Origin of the sequence: Devosia sp. LC5, from assembly GCF_000735585.1 — a bacterium.
Lineage (GTDB): Bacteria > Pseudomonadota > Alphaproteobacteria > Rhizobiales > Devosiaceae > Devosia.
This window is the reverse complement of the sequence record NZ_JNNO01000001.1, coordinates 205,835-227,854: the sequence shown is the minus strand read 5'-3', so window position 1 is coordinate 227,854 and position 22,020 is coordinate 205,835. Positions and strand designations below refer to the sequence as shown.

Here is a 22,020-nt window from a genome sequence, read left to right as displayed (position 1 = left end):
GAATGGATGATCGCCGGCCGCTATCTGCGCGCCCGCCGCAAGGAGGCGTTCATTTCGGTGATCGCCAGCCTTACCATGGTGGGTGTCGCCATCGGCGTCGCGACGCTAATCGTCGTCATGTCGGTGATGAACGGGTTCCGCGGCGAGCTGCTGACCAAGATTCTGGGGCTCAACGGACATTTCACCGCCTATCCCATCGAGCGGGAATTCACCGACTACAAGGAGACGGTGGCCTCGCTCCAGGACATTCCCGGCGTCTCGTTTGCCGTCTACTTCGTTGAGGGTCAGGTGCTGGCGTCGGGCCGGGGCAGTTCCACCGGTGTGACCGTGCGCGGCATGGACGAAGATAACATAAAGAAACTCAAGCTGCTCTATGGCGCCGCCAGCCAGGGCGGCTGGGACAGCTGGGACACTTCGGGTGGCGTCGCCATCGGCTATCGGCTTGCCCAGACCCTGGGTGTGTCGCTGGGCGACCAGGTGCAGATCATCAATCCCGATGGGGCCATGACCCCGTTTGGCTCGACGCCGCAGATCCGTTCGTACCCGGTGAGCGTGATTTTTGACCTCGGCATGGTCGAGTTCGACAGTTTCTTCATGTACATGCCGATCGAGCCGGCACAGGATTATTTCAAGCTCTACGAGGATGTGCTGAAGCCGGGGCAGGGGCCGCTTGACCCCATGGCGACGGACGCCGAGATCGACGCAGCCTATGAGCGGGTGGGGCAAGCCTCGGCCGCCGAGGTGTTTATCGACGATCCCGACAACACCACCGTCATGCGCCAACGTATCGAGACCGATCCCAATACGCGCCCGCTGATCCTTACGGACTGGCAGCAACGCAACGAAACATTCTTTTCGGCGCTGCAGGTCGAGCGGGTAGTGATGTTCACCATCCTGTCGATGATCATCCTCGTGGCGGCGTTCAATATCATTTCCAGCCTCATCATGCTGGTGAAGGACAAAAGCTCCGACATCGCGGTGTTGCGCACCATGGGCGCCTCGCGCGGCTCGATCATGCGGATATTCTCCATCACCGGCACGACCATTGGCTTTGTCGGCACCTTGGCTGGGCTCTTGCTAGGCCTGCTCGTGGCGTCCAATGCCGAGGCAATCCGGGCCTTTGTCTCCAGTACGCTGGGCGTGGCTATTTTCCCGCCTGAAGTGTTCTTCCTGTCCTCGCTGCCGTCCAAGACCGATCCGGTCGAGGTGACTGTGGTGGTCGGGTTGGCGCTTGGCCTCAGCTTCCTTGCTACGCTTTACCCGGCCTGGCGCGCCGCTCAATATGATCCGGTCGAGGCCCTGCGTTATGAGTAAGCCACATCTGGTTCTAACCGACGTCCACCGCCATTACGGCAGCGGCGACACCATCGTTCGCGTGCTCGAAGCGGCCAATCTGACCGTCAAGAGCGGCGAGATGGTTGCGCTCGTCGCGCCCTCTGGCGCCGGTAAGTCGACCCTGCTGCACCTCTCTGGCCTGCTGGAGAGCCCCCAGGGCGGGGAAATCGAGATCACAGGCGTCAAGACCAGCCAATTGGGTGATCGCGGACGCACGCAGCTGCGCCGCTCGACAGTGGGCTATGTCTACCAGTTCCATCACCTGCTGCCCGAGTTCACCGCGCTCGAAAATGTCACCATGCCGCAGCTGATTGCTGGCAAGGGCCAGACTGAGGCGGACAAGCGCTCAATGGAACTGCTCGACCTGCTGGGCGTGGGGCAGCGGGCATCGCATCGGCCGGCAGAACTGTCCGGCGGCGAACAGCAGCGCATTGCCATCGCCCGGGCCGCCGCCAACCATCCCAAGGTGATCCTGGCCGACGAGCCGACGGGCAATCTCGACCCGGAAACCAGTGATCTGGTGTTCGCGGCTCTGGGCAGCCTGATCAAGACGGAAGGGGCCGCGGCCCTGATTGCTACGCATAACCATGATCTTGCACGCAAGGCCGACCGCATCGTTACCCTGCGCAACGGGCTCGTGATCGATCATTCTTTGGGATAATTGAACCCGATCGCTATTGGGCGCATTCTTCTCTCTGGAGGAACGTGCCCATGGCCATTCTGATGATTATCGCGATCACCGCAATTTTGGCGACCCTGACGGTCGTGCACCGCCCCGAATAACGGCGAGGGTCACTCAGCCAAGTCGCTGGCCTCTAGAGTGCTGCGGCGATGTCCTTGGCCAAGGCAATAAGCTCGCCATCGTCGGCTCGACCGCCGCTAGCATGGGCCCCGAGCACTAGCCCCTCATAGACGGGGATGATGTGGAAGTGCAGGTGGAATACAGTCTGCCCGGCCGCCGCCTCGTTAAACTGAGCTACCCGCACGCCATCAGCGCCCGTCGCCGCCTTGACCGCCTTGGTCACACGTTGCACCAGCGGGATCACTGCAGCTAGCGCCGCTGGGTCAGCATCCAGCAGGTTGCGTGATGCGGCCTTGGGGATAACCAGGGCATGGCCCCGCGATTGCGGAAAGATGTCCATCATGACCAGGGCGGTGTCATCCTCATAGACCTTATGCGCCGGCAGTTCGCCGCGCAGGATTTTGCCGAAGATATTGGTGGGATCGTAGGTCATGATCTATTCCGCCGGCTCGAGCTGATCGGGCTGGCCCTTCTGAAAACGAAAACGGAAATAATTGAGCAAGGCGAGACCGGTAAAGGTCACCGGCACATATTTGAAGCTGCGGCGGATGAAGAACAGGCTGATATTGACCGCCGTCGCCGCACTCATTGCGCCCTTGCCCATGGCCGAAGTGAAGGAGGAGGGGACAATATGGCGATAGATCAGCGCGTCAGAGCGATAATAACGCCCCGCCACGGAAGCAAAGGCGCGCTTGGAGGCCGAGTAGGCCTTGAGCTCTTCCAGCCCCATATCGCCATGAAATTCGACCTCTGACCCCAACGCCCAAACCTCGGGCGGCGTGAGGCGTGTCTTGCCCATTTCGGTGAACAGATCGGTCAGGCCGCGGAAGGTGACGAAATTGGCATTCCAGCAATCGTCGCTCTTGGCCCCATGCGCCAGGATCAGCACATCGGCCCGCGCCAGCTTGTCGCGCATGCCGTCATAATTGCCAGCCGTGAAATCGACGCCCGATTTGGCTGTCTCAACCATCCCGCCCAGCTTTTCGAGCTTTGCGGCCATGGCCGAGCCAAAGGCGCCTGAAGCGCCCGTGACCAGGAAGTGCCGGCCTTCGATCTGGCAGCCGGTGCCAAAAACCAGGTCGAACACATTGGTGAAGGACGAGAAAAAGTTGTGTGGATAGACGTGGTGCATGGCGTGGTAGTTATTGTCCACCCAGAGCAGCCCCTGCTGCCCGCCGACGCGGTCCATCGACATGTGATTGTAGTCCAGCCCCTCTTCCTTGAGCGTCATCGCCAGCATCACGGTACGGATGGCCGCGACCAGGGCCACAGGTGGCCAGGGCAAAACGACTAGGAAAATCAAAGTTCCAGCCATCCCGGTCAGGTATTCGGGCAGGATGTGGAACCAGATGTTCTGTTTCGCATATGCAGGGTTGATCTGCATATCGAGGCCAAGGAATTTGTGGTGCACCCAGTGCCAGGACGAGAAGGTGCGCAGCAGCTTGAAGCGCGACCCCTCCCATTTGTGCAGCGTCCAATGCAGCGCGTCGAATAGCGCTGTCGAGACGATGAACACCAAGGCGGTCTGTAGGGCGAAGACGATAATATCCCAGATCATGGTATTCTACATAGCGGGCAGGGCGGATCGGTGGAAGTGGCGATAGTGCCACGCCGGCTAGTGGTCCGTCCGCTCGCCTTTGCGGAATGGCGTGTGCGCATCCAGCAGCAACTGCTCGTGTGTCACCGACATCCGCTCATCTTCGAGGAAATCGGCTACCGCATGACGCAACCCGGGGTGAGCGATCCAATGCACCGAATAGGTTGGGGTCGGCTCGTAGCCACGCGCCAGCTTGTGTTCGCCCTGGGCGCCGGCCTCGACCACTGCCAGTTTGTGGGTAATGGCGTAGTCGATGGCCTGGTAATAGCAGAGCTCGAAATGCAGGAACGGCACGTCGCGCGTGCAGCCCCAATTGCGGCCGAAAATCCGGTCCGAACCAAGGAAATTGATCGCCCCGGCAATCGGCACCGGCCCGTCATAGGCCAGCACCAGCACGATCCGGTCGGCCATGGTCTGGTTCAACAGCGAGAAGAACTCGCGATTGAGGTAGGGCCGGCCCCATTTGCGGGCTCCGGTATCCTCATAAAAATCGTAGAAGGCATCCCAATGATGCTCCATCAAATCGCTGCCGGTTAGCCATTTGACGGTCAAGCCATCAGCCAATGCATCGCGGCGCTCGCGACGGATGGTCTTGCGCTTGCGCGATGACAGCGTTTCAAGAAAATCCTCGAAGCTGGCAAAACCCTGGTTGAACCAGTGGAATTGCGTATCCATCCGCTTCAGCCAGCCATCACCCGCAATCAGGTCAGCCTCGGCCTCCGGCACGAAAGTGGCGTGAACCGACGAGGCGTTCCGCTGGTTGGCTAATTGTTGCGCGGTCGAGAGCAGGGCGGCCTGAACGGCCGGATCACCTGATGGCACCAGTAGTTTGGGGGCGGTGGCGGGGGTGAACGGTACCGAGCATTGCAGCTTGGGATAATAATTGCCGCCGGCGCGTTCATAGGCATCGGCCCAGCCGTGGTCGAACACATATTCGCCCATGGAATGCGATTTGAGGAATAGCGGCATCATGCCCACCGGCTGATCAGCGTCAGCCAGGACGATGTGCTGGGGCTGCCAGCCGGTGCGGGCTGAGGCGCAGCCTGACTGTTCCAACGCCAGAAAGAACGCGTGGTCGAGAAACGGATTATCGGTCTTGCCGCCGGTGGACGGCACCAAGGTATTCCAGGTCTGGGCGGGAATGGCCGAGGTTGATGGATAGATCGTGGCAGTCAGCGAAGAAGGGAGGATAGCGGGAACTCCGGGCGGAGGTCAGCAGGTTCGCTAATATAGGTCGCGTTGCCCGGTATTAAAAGACCGCGGCCCCGTCCAATCACGCGGATTTGGCGGGGTCGAACCCTTCAAAGACGATCTGGTCGGCATGCGCCAGGGTCGCATCGGCTGTAGCCTGCGAACGAATGGTCCAGGCTGTGACGGGCTTGCCCAAGGCCCGCCAGAACTTGATGGCCGGCAACTCGAGCGCATCGGCGGCGCAGGAGATGAAATCAAACTGGGTCTCATGCCAATGCAGCAGATGGCGCAGCGTATAGCGCTGATCGTCGGTCAGGTGGTTGTCCCACTCATTGGGCTCGTAGTCATAGGTGATGATGCCACGCGGCCCGGTAAAGCCGAAATGGCGGACCAGGGTAATGAGCTTGGGATCGAACGATTCGACTGTCACTGGCCCGGCATAAGCCTTGAGGGCTTCCGCCGCAGCGCGGGCCAGCAATTGTGTGCCGCCGGTGTCGTTTTGATGCTTAAGCTCGACCTGCAGCAAGGCGCGGCTATTGATCTGGGCCAGAAAATCCACGAAACGCTGCGGACACTCGCCCTTGGCGCTGTCGAGCAGCGGCGTCGTGGTCATCTCCGCTGATGTGATGGAGGAGACAGGGCCGTCCTTGCCCGTCAGGCGCTTCAGGTCGTCGTCATGAAACACCACGGGCACGCCATCGCTGGTGAGCTGCAAATCGCATTCGATGGCGAAATTGCCGGCAATGGCTGCCTCGAAAGCGCTGGCGCTGTTCTCGATGATGCCCGCGGCCCGATCATGCAGGCCACGGTGCGCAACGGGACGGGGAAAGAGCGGTTCGGACATGGTGTGCCTCATCTTGGACTTGGGCCTCAGTGGCACCGCAATGTGACGATGGCGTTACACTCAGACCTCGACGACGGCTTCGATCTCTACGGCTGCGCCGAAGGGTAGCGAGGCAACGCCGAAGGCTGCACGGGCGTGCTTGCCCTTGTCGCCGAGCACGCCGACCAGCAGGTTGGAGCAGCCATTAGCCACCAGATGCTGTTCGGTGAAGTCGGGGGTCGAGGCGACCAGAACCGTCACCTTGAGGATGCGCTTGATATCCTGCAGCGGCACGCCACCCATATGCACGATCTGCGAGAGTACGTTGAGCGCAGCCAGCTCGGCGGCATTGCCACCTTGTACGACATTCATCGTGTCACCCAGAAGGCCCGTGATGACGCCGCCCTCATTGCTCGAAATCTGCCCCGATACATAGAGAATATTGCCGGTCCGGGTGACCGGAACATAGCTGGCCACCGGCGCCTTGGGGGCGGGCAGCTCATAGCCATATTCACGGAGCTTTTCGATCGGGCTGGTCATCTGGTCTTACCTTCGTTCTGGTCGTCATCGATATCGAGCGGCGGCGGCGCCTGCCGTTTTCCATAGAGCTTGCCCCGGACCACCGCCTCGCGGCCAAACCGGGTGCGAACCCGATCCATGGCGCGTTCAGCGGCAGCCTTGCGGGCCACTGCTGGCTCCAGCAAATCCGCCGGATCGGTTCCATCGGCCGGTTCAATACCCGAAACACCGATTCCAATCAGCCGGAATGCTGTGCCATCGAGCTCGCGACCCAGCAGCGACAGCCCGGTTTCATAGATCACACTGGCAAGCTGTGTGGGGATCATCAAGTGCCGGGCGCGCGTACGCAAGCGGAAACCGGCAGATTTCAGTTTCAGCGTTACTGTATCGCCGACGATATTCTTAGCCTTGAGCCGCTCGGAGAGCCGTTCGGTGACATGCAGCAACTCGGTGGAGAGGGCTTCGAGCGAGCTTATATCGGTATTGAATGTCGTCTCCGAAGAGACTGTTTTCATTTCATTATCTGACGAAATCCGCCGGCTATCCTCGCCGCGAGCCAACCGCGCCAGGCGGGCGCCCATTTCGCCATAGCGGCGCATCAAGTTTTCCGGCGGCTCATCCTGCAATTGGCCGATGGTCACCAGCCCGTCCTTGCGCAAAGTCTCGGCCAGCACTTTGCCGACACCATAGATGAGGCTGATCGGCCGCGGTGCGAGGAAGGACAGCGTCTCGGCAGCGCCGATCACCGCAAAGCCGCGGGGCTTGTCGAGATCGGACGCGACCTTAGCGAGGAACTTGTTGTGGCTCAGGCCCACCGAAATGGTGACGCCGATCTTGGTTTCGATAGTTCTGGCAAAGCGGGCGAGCACCAGAGCAGGCGGGGCTTTATGCAGCGCCTGGGTGCCGGAGAGATCGAGAAAGGCTTCGTCGATAGAAAGGGGCTCGACCAATGGGGTGAGCACATCCATATGCCGGCGAATTTGGCGGCTGACCTCAACATATTTGGCCATGTTCGGCTTGATGATGACGGCATCGGGACACAGTTGCCGCGCCTTGAACATCGGCATGGCCGAGCGAACGCCGGACTGGCGGGCGATGTAGCAGCAGGTGGACACCACGCCGCGCACGCCGCCGCCGATGATCAGTGGCTTGTCGCGCAGCGAAGGATCGTCGCGCTTTTCGACCGACGCGTAGAAGGCATCGCAATCGACATGGGCCGTTGTTAGTGCAAACAGCTCCTCATGCGCCCGCAGGCGCGGTGAGCCGCAACTTGGGCAGCGCTGCGGCGCGGCAGTGGCGGAGCCATGCACCAGGCAATCGCGGCAGAGCCAATCGACTGCCATATCTACCCCGATGGGTTGAGGCGCTGCCACACGCGCATGAACGCTTCGGGCGTGATGCCGGTATTTGCGCAGAGGGCGAGCAGAATCGACTCATTTGAGGCAAAGTAGTCTACGAGGCCGTGCTGCAGCGCGGATGAGCCGACGGAGCGGCGCAGCATATCGGGGTCAAAACCGGCAAATTGCATGAAAGCCAGCAATTCGTCGGGATTTTCCGCGAGATAGGCCAGGCAGGAATCAGCGAGGCTTGCCACATCGGGTTGTGCAGTCTGCGTACGGGGCAACGCCAAGCCTCATTTGGTGTTTTGTAAGAGATAGCATGGTAGCTGAACGGGGCGGCAAAGCGAAGTGTCGCCAGCGCCCCGGCGGCGCGAGGATGGATCGATGCCCAAGACTGTGATGATCGTGGAAGATAACGAGCTGAACATGAAGCTCTTCAACGATCTACTCGAATCGCGCGGCTATGCCGTTATCCAGACCCGGAATGGGATGGAAGCGCTCGATCTGGCACGCGCCCACCATCCCGACCTGATTCTCATGGATATCCAATTGCCCGAAGTTTCGGGCCTGGTGGTCACCAAATGGCTCAAGGACGACGAAGACCTGGCCCATATTCCGGTTATCGCCGTCACCGCCTTTGCCATGAAGGGCGATGAGGAGCGGATTTTGCAGGGCGGATGCGAGGGATACATTAGTAAACCCATCTCGGTGCCTCATTTTCTGGAAACTATTGCCCACTATATTGGTCCGGCCTGAACGGTCATCTTTAAAGGCCAATCCGGCTTGCTCCGAATCCGCAGTGGACGCTGCAGGGTGGGCAATGAGCTGAAGGCTGCCAAGTGACTGCGCGCATTCTCATCGTCGACGATATCCCCACCAATGTCCGTCTGCTGGAGGCGCGGCTGAGTGCGGAATATTTTGATGTTGTAACCGCATCGTCGGGTCAGGAAGCCCTCGATATCTGCGAAAGCTCGGATGTCGATATGGTGCTGCTCGACGTCATGATGCCCGTCATGGACGGCTTCGAGGTCTGCCGGCGGCTCAAGGCCAACACCCGCACTCACCACGTGCCGGTACTGATGATCACTGCGCTCGACCAGCCCTCCGACCGGGTCAAGGGGCTCGACGTTGGCGCCGACGACTTCCTGACCAAGCCGGTCGATGACATGCAACTGATGGCCCGGGTCAAAAGCCTGGTGCGCCTCAAATCTTTGACCGATGAGCTGCGCTCCCGCGCCGTGACCGGCCAGCAGATCGCCATCGAGGATTCGTTCCGGGCGATGGACAAGATCAACGTCGACAATGGCGCGATCCTCATTGTCGATACAGATGTGCGCCATGCCGAGCGCATCAAGAATTATCTGGCACCCGGCCACCGGGTCGACGTGCTGACCCAACCGGCGGACGCGGTGTTCCAGGTCACTGGTGCGCAGTATGAGCTGGCGCTGATCGCCATGGCGCTGACTGATTTTGATCCGCTACGGGTCTGCTCGCAGATCCGCACGCTGGAGCATACGCGCAATTTGCCGATCATTCTGGTGGCCGACGATGCCGACAGGCCCAAGGTGGTGCGGGCGCTCGATCTGGGCGTCAACGATTTCATCATGCGGCCGGTGGAGCGCAATGAACTGGCGGCTCGGGTGCGGACGCAGATCCGGCGGCAGCGCTATGCCACCGAGTTGCGCCACAGCGTCAACCAGACCATGGCCATGGCCGTTACCGACGACATGACCGGGCTTTATAACCGGCGCTATTTCGAGCGGCATCTGGGGGGTATGCTCAACAAAGCCCAGACGCAGGGCCGCGATATGGCGCTGATGATCCTTGATGTGGATCACTTCAAGGCGGTCAACGATACCTATGGCCACGATATCGGCGATGCGGTGCTCAGGGAGTTCGCCATAAGGCTGAAACGCAATATCCGCGGGGTGGACCTGGCCTGCCGCTTTGGTGGCGAGGAATTCGTTGTGCTGATGCCCGATACCGATGTTCGCCAGGCAGAATCGATTGCCGAGCGGGTGCGGCAGTCGGTGGCGGAGCGGAGTTTTGAGGCTGGGGCGGGGCGGATGATCGGGGTGACGGTGTCGGTTGGCGTTGCGCTCAATGAAAGTTTGAGCGATACGCCGGAGACGCTGGTCAAGCGGGCCGATGTGGCGCTGTACCGGGCCAAGCGCGAAGGCCGCAACAGGGTGGTGTTCGACGCGGCCTGAGAAAGCTGCAATTGGACGCGTTAGGGTTATCTGTTATAATTAACAAGAACTTACCGGCGCCAGGCGCCCGGATTTGCTTGAGTTTCCGATGCTCCGGAGTAGGGTCCCATCAAGCTGCGGGGCACTACTTACGCATCCGCGCTCACAGCTCCCTACGGCCTGTCTCGGGAATGCCGCAACTCCTGAGCCCCGTGGGGCGGCTGGTCCGGACGCGGATAGAGTGGCCTCTTCGACATGCCGCTCCGGACCAGCCACTTATGCCTTTGTGCTAACGGATTGCTAGCATCGACGTCGCATTTGTCGCGCTAATGACAACAGCAAAAAGCCCCGCATCGATGATGCGGGGCTTTTGCATTTCAGGTCGAAAAGGCGCCAGATTACTTGATCTTGGCTTCCTTGAATTCGACATGCTTGCGCACGACCGGATCGTACTTGTTGTACGACAGCTTCTCGGTCTGGGTGCGGGCGTTCTTCTTGGTGACGTAGTAGAAACCAGTATCGGCCGTCGACACCAGCTTGATCTTTACGGAGGCGGCTTTGGCCATTCTTCGGGTCCTTCACAAAACCAAAGGCGCTGCGGATGGCAGCGCCGGAATTTGGGCGCAACCTACGGATTTGGCGCCGATTGTCAAGCTGCAGTTCAGGCTTGCGCCGGGTGACCGAAGCCATGCATGCGCCTGGCCCACTGAAAACCGACAATTGCCCCCTTGGTGGAGGGCAGAATGGCCAGCGGCAGGATGATGGCCAGCGGCACCATGGTGTAGATATAGAGCATAGGATTGACGTGCCAGGTCATTTCCATGTGCAGCATGACAGCGACCAGCAGGTGGCCGACAATCATGATGGCGATATAGGGCGGGAAATCGTCGGCGCGGTGCAGATCGAGCTGCTCGCCGCAGGATGCGCAATAATCGGTGACCTTGAGGTAGGACTTGAACATCTTGCCCTTGCCGCAATGGGGACACTTGCACATCGTGCCGCGCCCGATGGCCTGCCAGGTTTGCCGATCTTCCAACGTCGTGACCTCTGCGGTCATTTCATCACCTCTTTTTGCGGCCCTTGGGCCCGTAACTCCCAGATGGGCGCTTCTGCCCGCGGCGGACAGATGACGGATTGACGCGCGTCCCTTCGGACAGCAATTCGAACCGCATGGCGCCGGCAATCGGGGCAACTTCGAGCAGCCGTACGGTTACGCGATCGCCCAGGCTGAACTTTTCGCCGGTACGCTCGCCCACCATGGACTGCATCTCTTCGACATAGCGGTAATAATCCTGCCCCAGAGTGGAGGCGGGGATAAAACCATCGGCCCCGGTATCGAGCAGGCGCACGAACAGGCCCGAACGGGTAACGCCGGAAATGCGGCCCTCAAAGCGGGCGCCGATCTGGGCGGAGAGGAACTGGGCCAGCAGGCGGTCGGCGGTTTCGCGCTCGGCCAGCATGGCGCGGCGCTCGGTGGCGGAGATGTGCTGGCCGATGCCGGTGAGCTTGAGCCCTTCCTGCTCGGACAGGCCATCGCTGCCCAGATCCAGTGACTTGATGAGCGCGCGGTGCACGATGAGATCGGCATAGCGGCGGATGGGCGAGGTGAAGTGGGCGTAGCGGTCTAGGTTGAGGCCAAAGTGGCCGTAATTGTCCGGCGCATAGAGTGCCTGGGCCTGGCTGCGCAGCACCATCTCGCTGACCTGCTCGATATTGCCCGCCTTGCGGGACTGGGCGAGTACGCCATTGAAATCGCTGGCGCGGACGGAATCGGACTTCTTGACCGCGATGTCGAGCGAGCCGAGGAAATCGCGCAAGGCCTGCAGCTTTTCGCTGCTGGGCTCGTCATGCACCCGATAGAGCAGGGGCGAGCGTTTGGATTCCAGCGTTTCGGCCGCCGCCACATTGGCCGCGATCATCATTTCCTCGATGAGGCGATGAGCATCGAGCCGGTCGGGGATACGGATATCCTTCACCAGGCCTTTGTCGTCGAGCACGATCTTGCGCTCGGGCAGATCCAGATCAAGCGGACCACGCTGGTCGCGCGCCTTGGCCATGGTGGCGTAGGCGGCCCAGAGGGGACGCAGGATCGGTTCGAGGATCGGGCCGGTCTTGTCATCGGGATTGCCATCGATGGCGGACTGAGCCTGCTGGTAGCTGAGCTTGGCGGCCGAACGCATCAGCACCCGGTGGAAGCTGTGGCTGCGCTTGCGGCCATCTGCGCCCATGACCATGCGTACGGCGAGCGAAGCGCGTGGCTCGCCTTCCTTGAGCGAGCACAGCTCATTGGAAATGCGTTCGGGCAGCATGGAGACGACCCGGTCAGGGAAATAGACCGAATTGCCGCGCAGATAGGCTTCGCGATCGAGCGCAGTACCGGGGCGCACATAGGCGGCGACGTCGGCAATGGCGACATAGACGATGAAACCGCCGGGATTGGCTGCGTCCGTATCGGGCTCGGCATAGACGGCGTCGTCATGGTCCTTGGCGTCGGGCGGGTCGATAGTGACCAGCGGCAATTCGCGCCAGTCTTCGCGGCCCTTTAAGGTGGCTTCCCTGGCCTCTTCGGCCTCGCGCGTGACGGAGGCAGGGAAGCGGTAGGGGATTTCGAGATTATGGATGGCGATCAGGCTGATCGCGCCTTCCGACATGGGGTTGCCAATGACTGCGACGACCTTGGCACGCGGAATCATCAGGCGGCCAGATAGCTTGACCTCGACTTCGACGAGGTCGCCATCGCTGGCGGTCAGCAGATCGCCGAGCGGAATGCGCATTTCCTTCTGCTTGCGATCGACCGGGATCAGGCGGGCGCCATCATCATCCATGCGGACAATGCCAATTTGGCCCTTGCGGGGCTTGTCGAGGATTTTCATCGGCCTGGCGGTATAGACCGGCACTTCGGCCTCGCCGGCATCGATGCGGGCCAGAATACGGTCGCCCGGAGCAGGCGCAACGCGAGCATCACGGCCCTGGATGACGGCGACGCGCGGACGCTCGCCCTCTTCCTCGTTCCACTGCGCGGGGAAGGCATGGAGATTGTCCGGGTCGGCATCGGTGGGGATGTCGAGCACGGTCACATGGGGCAGGGCGGCGGTGCGGCGCAGGGCCTTGCGGGTGCGGGTGATAATCCCCTCGCCCTCAAGCTCGGCCAGCATGGCCTTGAACGGCCGTCGCATGTCGCCGCGGATGCCGAAGACCTTGGCAAGATCGCGCTTGCCCTTGATGTCGGACTGCTGGGCGAGAGCCTCAAGCAGCTGTTCGCGGGTGGGTAAGGCGCCAGCAGCGGGTTGTCGCGCGCGCCTGGGGCCGGAGGTGTTTTTTGGTTTTTTGGGTGGGATGGGCATTCAATATGTTTCTGTGTGTTGGGTGATAGATAGGGCAAATCCGTGGGGATTGCCAATTTTGGGTGGTGGGTGATTGATTGCAGTTCAACCACCGCATCTCCCTCGGGTTTGACCCGAGGGCCTGCCGGTGAACCACTGAGCTCAAATTGAAACACTGTGCCGTCGGATGGTGGCCCTCGGGTCAAACCCGAGGGAGATCCGGTGGGTGGTTGGGTTTTGGGTTCAAGCTCGGGGAAGAGGATGGCGGCTTGGGTTTACATCATGGCAAACCGGAAATTTGGGACCGTCTATGTCGGTGCGACCGGCGATCTTGTTCGCCGGGTGTGGGAGCATAAGAACGCGGTGGTTCCGGGGTTCACCAAGGAACATCACTGCCATCTGCTGGTGTATTTCGAGGAACACCAGAATATGCACCGGGCCATGCAGCGCGAGCATAATATCAAGCACTGGGTGCGGGCGTGGAAGGATGAGCTGATCGAGAAGCATAACCCCGAATGGGATGATCTGTATTTTGGGTTAGGGCACGGGTGAGGTGTGTCGCATTTTGGTGGCGACGCACTTATTAGTTAACCCCGGATCTCCCTCGGGCTTGACCCGAGGGCCACTCTCCCAATGCACACTCGTTAGGAACGTGCCGATCCTAAAGGCCCTCGGGTCAAGCCCGAGGGAGATCCGGTGGGGAGGTGAGTGGAGTGAAATGTGTGGATCGGGCGGGAGCGCCTAGAAAGGCACGTCTTCGTCCGACACGACCTTTTTCACCGCCACCTTCTTCGGCGCCGCTTTCTTGGCCACAGGCTTTTCACCTGCAGCTTTAGTTGTTGCCTTTTTCGCCGCCGGCTTCTTGGCAGCGGCCTTTTTTGCCGGAGCCTTCTTCACCTTCGTCCCCGTGGCTTCGGCTCGCGCTGCGATCCACTGCACGGCCTGGTCGAGCGTTACCGCCTCGGGCTGCACGTCCTTGGGGATGGTGGCGTTGATCTTGCCCTGGTTGACATAGGGGCCGTAGCGGCCGGCGCGGACGGTGATGGGGCCGTTATCGTGCTCGAAGGTCTGGATGGCGGCCACCGAGGCGCCGCCTCCGCGCTTGAAGCCGCCAGCGGCTTTCTGGGCGATCAGGTCGACGGCGCGGTTGATGCCGACGGTGAAAACCTCTTCGACATCGGGCAGGTTGGCATATTTGCCATCATGCAGGACGAAGGGGCCGTAGCGGCCGATACCAGCGGATATGGGGAGCTGGGTCTCGGGATGCAAGCCCACCTCGCGGGGAAGCGACAGCAGCTTGAGCGCCTGTTCGAGATTGAGCGTGGTTGCTTCCCAACCCTTGGGCAGGGAGCTGCGCTTGGGCTCCTTGCCGTCGCCGAGCTGGACATAGGGGCCGAAACGGCCGGTCTTGAGGTGGACCTCTTCGCCCGATTCCGGATCGGTGCCCAGGATGCCATCGCCCTGTGCGGCTTCGCTGGACTGGCCATTGGCCGCGTCCGAGAGCTGCATGGTGTGCTTGCATTCGGGGTAGTTCGAGCAGCCGATAAAGGCGCCGAACTTGCCCAGCTTGAGCGAGAGCTGGCCGGTGCCGCAGGTGGGGCAGCGGCGCGGATCGGAGCCGTCTTCCTTGGGCGGGAAGATGCGGCTGGCGAGCAATTCGTTCAGCGCGTCAAGCACTTCGGAGACGCGCAGATCCTTGATCTCGTCGGTGGCATGCGTGAAATCCTTCCAGAAATCGCGCAGCACGGTCTTGTATTCAAGGTCGCCGGCGGAGACCTGGTCGAGCTGTTCTTCCAGGCCCGCGGTGAAGCCATATTCGACATAGCGCGTGAAGAAGCTCTCTAGGAAAGCGGTGACGATGCGGCCGCGATCTTCGGGATGCAGGGCCTTGCCCTCAAGGCGGACATAGTCGCGATCCTTGAGGGTGGTCAGCGTCGCCGCATAGGTGGAGGGGCGGCCAATGCCGAGTTCTTCCATCTTCTTGATGAGGCTGGCTTCGGTATAGCGGCTCGGCGGCTGGGTGAAATGCTGCTCGATATCGACCGATTGCAGGTCGGGCTTGTCGCCCACGGCGAGCGGGGGCAGTTCGCGGCTGTCCTCGTCTTCCTCATCTTCGTCGGATTTGACCTCGACGCCATAGAGCTTGAGGAAGCCCGGGAAGGTGACGACCGAGCCGACAGCACGCAGTTCGACCTGGCGGCCGGGCACATTGACGGCGATGTCGACAGTGGTGCGATCGATCTCGGCGGACTTCATCTGGCTGGCCAGCGTACGGCGCCAGATCAGGCCATAGAGCTTGGACTGGTCGGCATCCAGATTGAGATTTTCCGGCCGCTTGAACATGTCGGTGGGGCGGATGGCTTCGTGCGCCTCCTGGGCGTTCTTGGCCTTGGTCTGATAGATGCGGGCCTTTTCCGGCAGGTATTCCTCGCCGAAATATTTGCCGATGACCGAGCGAGCCATGGATATGCCCTCGGGCGCCATCTGCACGGCGTCGGTACGCATATAGGTGATCAGGCCGTCTTCGTAGAGGCGCTGGGCGATCTGCATGGTACGGTTGGGCGAGAGGCCCAGCCGGGACGACGCATCCTGCTGCAGGCTGGACGTGGTGAAGGGCGCGTAGGGATTGCGCTTGGTCGGCTTCTTTTCGACGTTGGAGACGTTGAACTGGCCCGCCTCGATCAATTGCTTGAGCTCTGCGGCGTTCTCGCCGGTCTTGATGTCGAGCTTATCGGTTTTCTTGCCATCGACCGAGAAAAGGCGCGCCAGGAAGCTCTTGCCCGATTGGGCCAGCTTGGCTTCGACCGTCCAATATTCGTCGGCCTTGAACTTTTCGATCTCGGCTTCGCGGTCGGAGACCAGGCGCAGCGCCACCGACTGCACGCGGCCGGCCGAACGGGAGCCGGGCAGCTTGCGCCAGAGGATGGGCGAGAGGGTGAAACCCACGAGGTAATCGAGGGCACGGCGGGCCAGGTAGGCATCCACCAGCGGCATATCGATATCGCGCGGCCTGGCCATCGCGGCGGTCACGGCATCCTTGGTGATGGCGTTGAACACGACACGCTGGACGGATGTGTCCTTCTTGATCGCCTTCTTGGCGCGGAGGACATCCAGGATGTGCCAGGAAATCGCCTCACCTTCGCGGTCAGGGTCGGTGGCGAGGATCAGGCCATCGGCGCCCTTGAGGGCGTTGGCAATGTCGGCAACGCGTTTCCTGGAGGCCGTATCGACCTCCCAGGACATGGCGAAATCTTCATCGGGACGGACCGATCCGTCCTTCGCGGGGAGATCGCGGATATGGCCGAAGGACGCCAGGACTTCATAGCCCGAGCCCAGATATTTGTTGATTGTCTTGGCTTTAGCCGGACTTTCAACGACGACGACCTTCATGGATATTCCGTTCCGCAACCGCTTGTCTTGAGGTGGCGCAACATGGTGAAGGCGAGCGGCGCTGTCAATGTGGGCAAATGGGAGTGGCTGCACTCTCTCTTAGAGAGAGGAAAATTTGCGGGCGCCGACTGTCTTGCATCTGCCATACCAGATGTGCACAAATGCTTGTCGCGCGTTCTGCGCTTCGCCCTCTATGCATTGCTCCCCGATTGACCGGTTTGCGCCTGTGCGCGCGATCGTCTCCGGAGCGTCGCCAAGGGCCGTTTCAGGAGATATGACATGGACTATCGCAAACTCGGCAATAGCGGCGCTGTCGTCTCGCATCTGTGCCTGGGCACGATGACCTTCGGCAGCGAGGCCGATGAGGCCACCTCGTTCAAGTTGCTGGACGATTATGTGGCTGCGGGCGGCAATTTCATCGACACGGCCGACGTCTATAGCGCGGGTGTTTCCGAGGAGATTATCGGGCGCTGGCTCAAGGACAAGCCGGGCAGGGCGCAAAACCTGGTCATCGCCACCAAGGGGCGGTTTCCCATGGGGCAGGGGCCGAACGATCTGGGCCTGTCGCGCAAGCATCTGGGGGCGGCGCTCGATGCTTCGCTCAAGCGGCTGGGGGTGGAGCAGATCGATCTTTATCAGATGCACGCCTTTGACGTGCTGACGCCGCTCGAGGAAACGCTGCGCTTTCTCGATGACTCGATCCGTAACGGCAAGATTGCCTATTACGGCTTTTCCAATTTCACCGGCTGGCAACTGACCAAGGCGGTGTGGCTGGCCAAGCTCAACGGCTACCAGCCCCCGGTGACGCTGCAGCCGCAATATAGCCTATTGGTGCGCGACATCGAGCACGAGATCGTGCCGGCCTCGCTGGATGCCGGCATTGGCCTGCTGCCATGGTCGCCCTTGGGTGGCGGCTGGCTCTCGGGCAAGTATAAGCGCGACCAGATGCCGACTGGCGCGACACGGCTCGGCGAAAATCCCAAGCGCGGCATGGAAGCCTTCGAGGCCCGCAATGCCAAGGACAGCACTTGGGCGGTGATCGGGGCGGTCGAGGATATCGCCAAGGCGCGCGGCGTCAGCATGGCGCAGGTGGCATTGGCCTGGGTCGCAGCGCAACCGGCGGTGGCCTCGGTGATCCTGGGGGCCCGGACGCAGGAGCAATTGGCCGACAACCTCAAATCGGCGGCACTCAAGCTGAGTGCAGGTGACCTGCAGACCTTGGGTGATGTCAGCAAGCCGGTGATGGCCGACTATCCCTATGGGACTGGCGGCATCAACCAGCGGAACCGCAACATCGAAGGCGGGCGGTAGGTTTCTTCCTTCTCCCCTTTCCCTCAAGGGGCGAGGGTAGAGGTGGATAGCTAGTATTTCAACGCCACCAATTGCCCGCTCGACCACTCGATCTGGCCGGCCAGGTCGAGTTCGAGCAGCAGCATTTGCATAGCGGCAGCGGTGAGGCTGGATTGGCGGATCAGTTCGTCGATTTCGACAGGCGTGGCGCTGAGAGCCGAGAGAAGCCGGGATTTTTCATCGTCGCCGGGGGCCGGTTCTGCGGCTTCGATGCCCAGGTCCGGCTCCCATGGCGGGTCGAACAGGGCGTTGCGGGCGGGGTCGGCGCTGCCGAGCGTTTCGATGATGTCTTCAGCATTGGTAATCAGCTTGGCGCCTTGCTGGATCAGTGAATTGCCGCCTTCGGCGCGCGGGTCGAGCGGCGAGCCAGGCACGGCGAAGACGTCGCGGTTTTGTTCGAGCGCCAAGCGCGCGGTGATGAGCGAGCCGGAGCGCTTGGCAGCTTCGACCACGACAATGCCGAGGGACAGACCCGAAACCAGCCGGTTACGCCTGGGGAAGTCGCGGGCGCGCGGTTCCCAGCCTAGCGGCATTTCGGTCAGCAGGGCGCCGCCATTGTCGAGAATGTCATGGGCGAGCGGGATGTTCTCGGACGGATAGATCTTGTCGAAGCCGCCGGCGAGAACGGCGATGGTGCCGGTGGTGAGGCTGGCCTGATGGGCGGCCGTATCGATGCCGCGGGCCAGGCCCGAGACCACGGTATAGCCGCGTTCGCCCAGATCGGTTGCCAGCAGGCGCGTCATCTTGATGCCAGCGGACGAGGCGTTGCGGGCGCCGACAATGCCGACCGTTCGCTGCCAATCGAGGTTTTCGCCACCGGCCATGGTGATAAGCGGCGGCGGCGCCGAAATGTGATTGAGCAGATCGGGATAGCCTGCTTCGCCGGTGGCGACGAGGCGCGCGCCATAGCGCTGGAGCCCGGCAATCTCATCTTCGGCCTGCGATGGCGTGGTGACGCGCAGCGGCTTGCCGGTGCGCTTGAGCAGGCCCGGCAGGGCGTCGATCGCCGCCTCGGCGGAGCCGAACCGGTTGAGCAATTGGCGGAAGGTGACGGGGCCCACATTGTCGGTGCGCAGCAGGCGAAGCCAGGCGACGCGCTGCGACGGGGTCAACATATTTCCACCCGAGCGCAGCGCCAAGGCCTATGAGCCCTTCTTTTCGGAGCCGATCTTGGGCTCGGTGCCAGACATCAACCGCATGATATTTTCGCGGTGCTGGTAGAAGAGCAGGATCGCCAGCACGGCTGCCGTGGCCGCCAGCCATTCATCGACCACCACATAGGCAAAGATCGGCGCGGTGGCCGCGCCGGTGAGGGCCGCAAGGGACGACAGCTTGCGAGTGAAAGCGATGAGTAGCCAGACGCCGCAGAAGATCAGCCCGACCGGCCAGGACAGGGTGAGCAGGCTGCCGATCATCACGGCGACGCCCTTGCCGCCCTTGAAGCCGAGCCAGACGGGGAAGCAATGGCCCAGAAACGCGCCAAAAGCTGCCAGATAGAGCGGCAGGGCGGGATCGCCGCCCACGGGCAGGCCGGGATTATTGAGCAGCGTGCGGGCCACGAGGATAGCCACGGAGGCCTTGGCGGCATCCAGCAACAGGGTGGCCGCCGCGATCCAGCGATTGCCGGTGCGCAGCACATTGGTAGCGCCGATGTTACCGGAGCCGATCTGGCGGATGTCGCCCAGCCCGGCGGCGCGGGTCAGAAACAGGCCGAAGGGAATGGAGCCGAACAGGTAGGCGATGAGCAGCGTGATGACGAGGCCAGGCAGCATGGCGCCGCCAAACAGCCAGCTCGCGAACATCGGCACATAGGAATCCGTCACGGATCAGCTCTCCTCGACATGGGTATGGACGGTTTGGCCGCCCACGATTGTGCGCAGCACCTTGCCAGCAAGTCGCGCGCCTTCAAAGGCGGTATTGTGCGAGCGTGAACGGATTTCGCGCTCGGTGACCTGCCAGGGATAGTCGAGATCGAACACGATCAGATCGGCCGGCGCGCCCTTGGCGATACGCCCACTGGGCAGGCCCAGAATATCGGCCGGCCGGCTGGTCATGGCGCGCAGCACCGTCAGCAGATCGATATCGCCGGAATGAACCAGCCGCAAGGCGGCGGCCAGCAGGGTCTCGAGGCCGATGGCGCCATCGGAGGCTTCGGCGAAGGGCTGGCGCTTGACCTCGGAATCCTGGGGATCGTGATCGGAGTGAATGGTGTCGATCGTGCCATTGCGCAGGCCCTCGATGACTGCCTGGCGATCATCTTCGGAGCGCAGCGGTGTCGAAAGTTTAAAGAAGGTGCGGTAGCGGCCGATGTCATTTTCGTTGAGCGCCAGATTGTTGATCGAGATACCAGCGGTAACCGATGCGTTGCGTTTCTTGGCGGCGGCGACGAGGTCGACCGAGCCGGCGCAGGAGATCTGGGCGGCATGATATTTGGTGCCGGTGAGGGCAGCCAATTGCAAATCGCGGGCGAGGGGGATGGTCTCGGCTTCGCGGGGAATGCCCCTGAGGCCCAGAATGGTGGCGAAGAGGCCTTCATTCATCACGCCATCGCCGGTCAGCCCCTTGTCGGAGACGTGGTGGACGACCGTGAGGCCATAATTGGCGGCGTAGCTCATCACGGTGCGCAGCAGCGAAGTCGACTGGATCGAGCGGCGGCCATCGGTGATGCAGACGGCACCGGCTTCCTTGAGCAAGCCGAATTCGGTCATTTCCTGACCGTCCAGCCCCTTGGTGATGGCGCCAGCTGGCAGGACGTTGACCTTGCTGGTCGCCTTGGCGCGACGGATCAGAAAATCGATCAGGGCGCCATCATCCACTACGGGAGTAGTGTCGGGCATCATGACGAAACTGGTGACGCCGCCAGCGGCAGCGGCTTCGCCCGCCGAGGCAAGGGTTTCGCGATATTCCTTGCCGGGTTCGCCGGTAAAAACGCGCATATCGATCAGGCCGGGCGAGAGCACATGGCCACGGGCGTTGAAGACTTCAGCATCCTCGGGCACGCCGACCGGACCACCAAAGGCGATATCGGAAATGAGGCCGTTTTCGACGAGGACCGCGCCTTGCTGGTCAGTGCCCGAGGGCGGATCTACGATGCGGGCATTTTCGATGAGGAGGGGACGGCTCATATTTCGTTCCCCGCGATATTTCTGGCCGGCAGCAGGGCATCGAGCACGGCCATGCGCACGGCGACGCCCATTTCAACCTGTTCGGTGACCACGGAGGCCGGGCCATCGGCAATGGCAGGATCGATCTCGACGCCCCGGTTCATCGGGCCGGGATGCATGACGATGCAGTCGGGCCTGGCAAAACTGAGTTTTTCCGCGTCCAGCCCGTAGAAGCGGTAATATTCACGGACCGAGGGGATCATGCGGCCATTGGCGCGCTCATGCTGCAGGCGCAGCATCATGACCACGTCGACATCCTTGAGGCCTTCACGCATATCGGTGAACACTTCGGTGGCGAGGTGTTCGATGCCGGCGGGCAGCAGATTGCGCGGGGCGATGACGCGGGTGCGCACATTGAGCGCGCCGAGCAGCAGCAGATTGGAGCGGACGACGCGGGAGTTGGCGATATCGCCGCAGATAGCGACGGTGAGCCCCGAAATGCGGCCCTTGTGGTTGCGGATGGTCAGGGCATCGAGCAGGGCCTGGGTCGGGTGCTCATGGGCGCCGTCACCGGCATTGATCACCGCGCAGCCGACTTTTTGCGACAGCAATTCCACCGCGCCGGCCGCAGAGTGGCGCACCACGATGACGTCGGGCCGCATGGCGTTGAGCGTGGTGGCGGTGTCAATCAGGGTTTCGCCCTTGGATACCGAGCTGGTCTTGACCGACATGTTCATGACCAGGGCGCCCAGCCGCTTGCCAGCGATCTCGAACGAGCCCTGGGTGCGAGTCGATGGTTCGAAGAAGAGATTAATCTGCGTCTTGCCGGAAAGGGTGGGGAGCGTCTTGCGCTCCTGCCGGCTGACCGGAACCATGCGTTCGGCGCGATCGAGCAGATCGATGATCTCGTGCTGCTTGAGGTCGGCTATCGAAAGCAGATGGCGCTGGTTAAATGGGGGGAAGTCGCCGGTCGAACCGGCGGGCGTTGCGGTCTTGCTGGCGCGAGTTTGTGCCATGCGCTCCCATCCTGCGATATTTGCAGCGGTCTAGCGGAGGG

General features: G+C 61.7%; 21 protein-coding genes. 6 read left to right on the top strand and 15 right to left on the bottom strand.

Annotated elements, in window-relative coordinates:
• Nucleotides 1-6: 6 nt before the first annotated feature.
• A complete protein-coding gene (locus FF80_RS01090; protein ID WP_081917152.1) occupies nucleotides 7-1,314 on the top strand; it encodes an ABC transporter permease in 1,308 nt (435 codons plus the stop codon).
• Nucleotides 1,307-1,996, top strand: coding sequence for an ABC transporter ATP-binding protein (locus FF80_RS01085; RefSeq protein ID WP_035096855.1), 690 nt, complete (start codon nucleotides 1,307-1,309; stop codon nucleotides 1,994-1,996). The genes FF80_RS01090 and FF80_RS01085 overlap by 8 nt, the downstream gene beginning before the upstream one ends.
• A 154-nt stretch (nucleotides 1,997-2,150) precedes the next feature.
• Here FF80_RS01085 and FF80_RS01080 read toward each other — a convergent pair whose 3' ends face one another.
• The 7 genes from FF80_RS01080 to FF80_RS01050 form a co-directional block, all read right to left on the bottom strand.
• Nucleotides 2,151-2,570: an HIT domain-containing protein gene (locus tag FF80_RS01080; protein ID WP_035096854.1), complete on the bottom strand. Its 420-nt coding sequence runs from the start codon at nucleotides 2,568-2,570 to the stop codon at nucleotides 2,151-2,153.
• A 3-nt stretch (nucleotides 2,571-2,573) separates the two neighbouring features.
• Entirely contained in the window at nucleotides 2,574-3,695 is a 1,122-nt protein-coding gene (locus FF80_RS01075) for a hypothetical protein (RefSeq protein ID WP_035096853.1), read from the bottom strand.
• Between the two features lie 57 nt (nucleotides 3,696-3,752).
• Nucleotides 3,753-4,877, bottom strand: a complete 1,125-nt coding sequence (locus FF80_RS01070; RefSeq protein WP_280113885.1) for a GNAT family N-acetyltransferase — start codon at nucleotides 4,875-4,877, stop codon at nucleotides 3,753-3,755.
• 130 nt (nucleotides 4,878-5,007) lie between these two features.
• Nucleotides 5,008-5,769, bottom strand: a complete 762-nt coding sequence (locus FF80_RS01065) for a glycerophosphodiester phosphodiesterase family protein (RefSeq protein ID WP_035096851.1) — start codon at nucleotides 5,767-5,769, stop codon at nucleotides 5,008-5,010.
• A 60-nt stretch (nucleotides 5,770-5,829) separates the two neighbouring features.
• A complete protein-coding gene (locus FF80_RS01060; protein ID WP_035096850.1) occupies nucleotides 5,830-6,288 on the bottom strand; it encodes a RidA family protein in 459 nt (152 codons plus the stop codon).
• Nucleotides 6,285-7,610, bottom strand: a complete 1,326-nt coding sequence (locus FF80_RS01055; RefSeq protein WP_035096848.1) for a DNA polymerase IV — start codon at nucleotides 7,608-7,610, stop codon at nucleotides 6,285-6,287. The genes FF80_RS01060 and FF80_RS01055 overlap by 4 nt, the downstream gene beginning before the upstream one ends.
• 2 nt (nucleotides 7,611-7,612) lie before the next feature.
• Complete coding sequence (locus FF80_RS01050) at nucleotides 7,613-7,891, bottom strand: DUF3572 family protein (protein ID WP_035096847.1); 279 nt, start codon at nucleotides 7,889-7,891, stop codon at nucleotides 7,613-7,615.
• A 100-nt stretch (nucleotides 7,892-7,991) separates the two neighbouring features.
• Here FF80_RS01050 and FF80_RS01045 point away from each other — a divergent pair, with 100 nt between their 5' ends.
• Together FF80_RS01045 and FF80_RS01040 are read left to right on the top strand one after the other, a co-directional pair.
• Nucleotides 7,992-8,363, top strand: coding sequence for a response regulator (locus FF80_RS01045; protein WP_035096845.1), 372 nt, complete (start codon nucleotides 7,992-7,994; stop codon nucleotides 8,361-8,363).
• Nucleotides 8,364-8,446: 83 nt separating this feature from the next.
• Nucleotides 8,447-9,817, top strand: coding sequence for a PleD family two-component system response regulator (locus FF80_RS01040; RefSeq protein WP_035096843.1), 1,371 nt, complete (start codon nucleotides 8,447-8,449; stop codon nucleotides 9,815-9,817).
• A 377-nt stretch (nucleotides 9,818-10,194) separates the two neighbouring features.
• Here FF80_RS01040 and rpmG read toward each other — a convergent pair whose 3' ends face one another.
• The 3 genes from rpmG to rnr all read right to left on the bottom strand — a co-directional run bounded on the left by rpmG (nucleotide 10,195) and on the right by rnr (nucleotide 13,140).
• A complete protein-coding gene (gene rpmG / locus FF80_RS01035) occupies nucleotides 10,195-10,362 on the bottom strand; it encodes a 50S ribosomal protein L33 (protein WP_035096841.1) in 168 nt (55 codons plus the stop codon).
• Nucleotides 10,363-10,457: 95 nt separating this feature from the next.
• Nucleotides 10,458-10,853 carry a DUF983 domain-containing protein gene (locus FF80_RS01030; RefSeq protein ID WP_035096839.1) on the bottom strand — a complete coding sequence of 132 codons (396 nt, stop codon included), beginning with the start codon at nucleotides 10,851-10,853 and terminating at the stop codon, nucleotides 10,458-10,460.
• Nucleotides 10,854-10,857: 4 nt separating this feature from the next.
• Nucleotides 10,858-13,140 carry a ribonuclease R gene (gene rnr, locus FF80_RS01025; RefSeq protein WP_035096837.1) on the bottom strand — a complete coding sequence of 761 codons (2,283 nt, stop codon included), beginning with the start codon at nucleotides 13,138-13,140 and terminating at the stop codon, nucleotides 10,858-10,860.
• Between the two features lie 240 nt (nucleotides 13,141-13,380).
• Between rnr and FF80_RS01020 the strand changes: the two genes are divergently transcribed.
• Nucleotides 13,381-13,671, top strand: a complete 291-nt coding sequence (locus FF80_RS01020; RefSeq protein ID WP_035096836.1) for a GIY-YIG nuclease family protein — start codon at nucleotides 13,381-13,383, stop codon at nucleotides 13,669-13,671.
• 189 nt (nucleotides 13,672-13,860) lie between these two features.
• On the opposite strand, the gene topA is transcribed toward FF80_RS01020, so the two are convergent.
• Complete coding sequence (gene topA / locus FF80_RS01015; RefSeq protein ID WP_035096835.1) at nucleotides 13,861-16,509, bottom strand: type I DNA topoisomerase; 2,649 nt, start codon at nucleotides 16,507-16,509, stop codon at nucleotides 13,861-13,863.
• Between the two features lie 279 nt (nucleotides 16,510-16,788).
• Here topA and FF80_RS01010 point away from each other — a divergent pair, with 279 nt between their 5' ends.
• Complete coding sequence (locus tag FF80_RS01010) at nucleotides 16,789-17,820, top strand: aldo/keto reductase (RefSeq protein WP_035096834.1); 1,032 nt, start codon at nucleotides 16,789-16,791, stop codon at nucleotides 17,818-17,820.
• A 50-nt stretch (nucleotides 17,821-17,870) separates the two neighbouring features.
• Here the strand turns inward: FF80_RS01010 and dprA are convergent, their stop codons facing one another.
• From dprA to FF80_RS00990, 4 genes are read right to left on the bottom strand one after another with little or no spacing between them, the layout of a single operon-like run.
• Complete coding sequence (gene dprA, locus FF80_RS01005) at nucleotides 17,871-18,974, bottom strand: DNA-processing protein DprA (RefSeq protein WP_035096833.1); 1,104 nt, start codon at nucleotides 18,972-18,974, stop codon at nucleotides 17,871-17,873.
• Nucleotides 18,975-19,001: 27 nt separating this feature from the next.
• On the bottom strand, nucleotides 19,002-19,631 hold the full coding sequence (plsY, locus tag FF80_RS01000) for a glycerol-3-phosphate 1-O-acyltransferase PlsY (protein ID WP_035097045.1): 630 nt from the start codon (nucleotides 19,629-19,631) through the stop codon (nucleotides 19,002-19,004).
• A 54-nt stretch (nucleotides 19,632-19,685) separates the two neighbouring features.
• Nucleotides 19,686-20,984, bottom strand: a complete 1,299-nt coding sequence (gene pyrC, locus FF80_RS00995) for a dihydroorotase (protein ID WP_035096832.1) — start codon at nucleotides 20,982-20,984, stop codon at nucleotides 19,686-19,688.
• The gene (locus tag FF80_RS00990) at nucleotides 20,981-21,979 is read right to left on the bottom strand and encodes an aspartate carbamoyltransferase catalytic subunit (RefSeq protein WP_081917132.1); all 999 of its coding nucleotides are present in this window, start codon (nucleotides 21,977-21,979) and stop codon (nucleotides 20,981-20,983) included. The genes pyrC and FF80_RS00990 overlap by 4 nt, the downstream gene beginning before the upstream one ends.
• Nucleotides 21,980-22,020 lie beyond the last annotated feature (41 nt).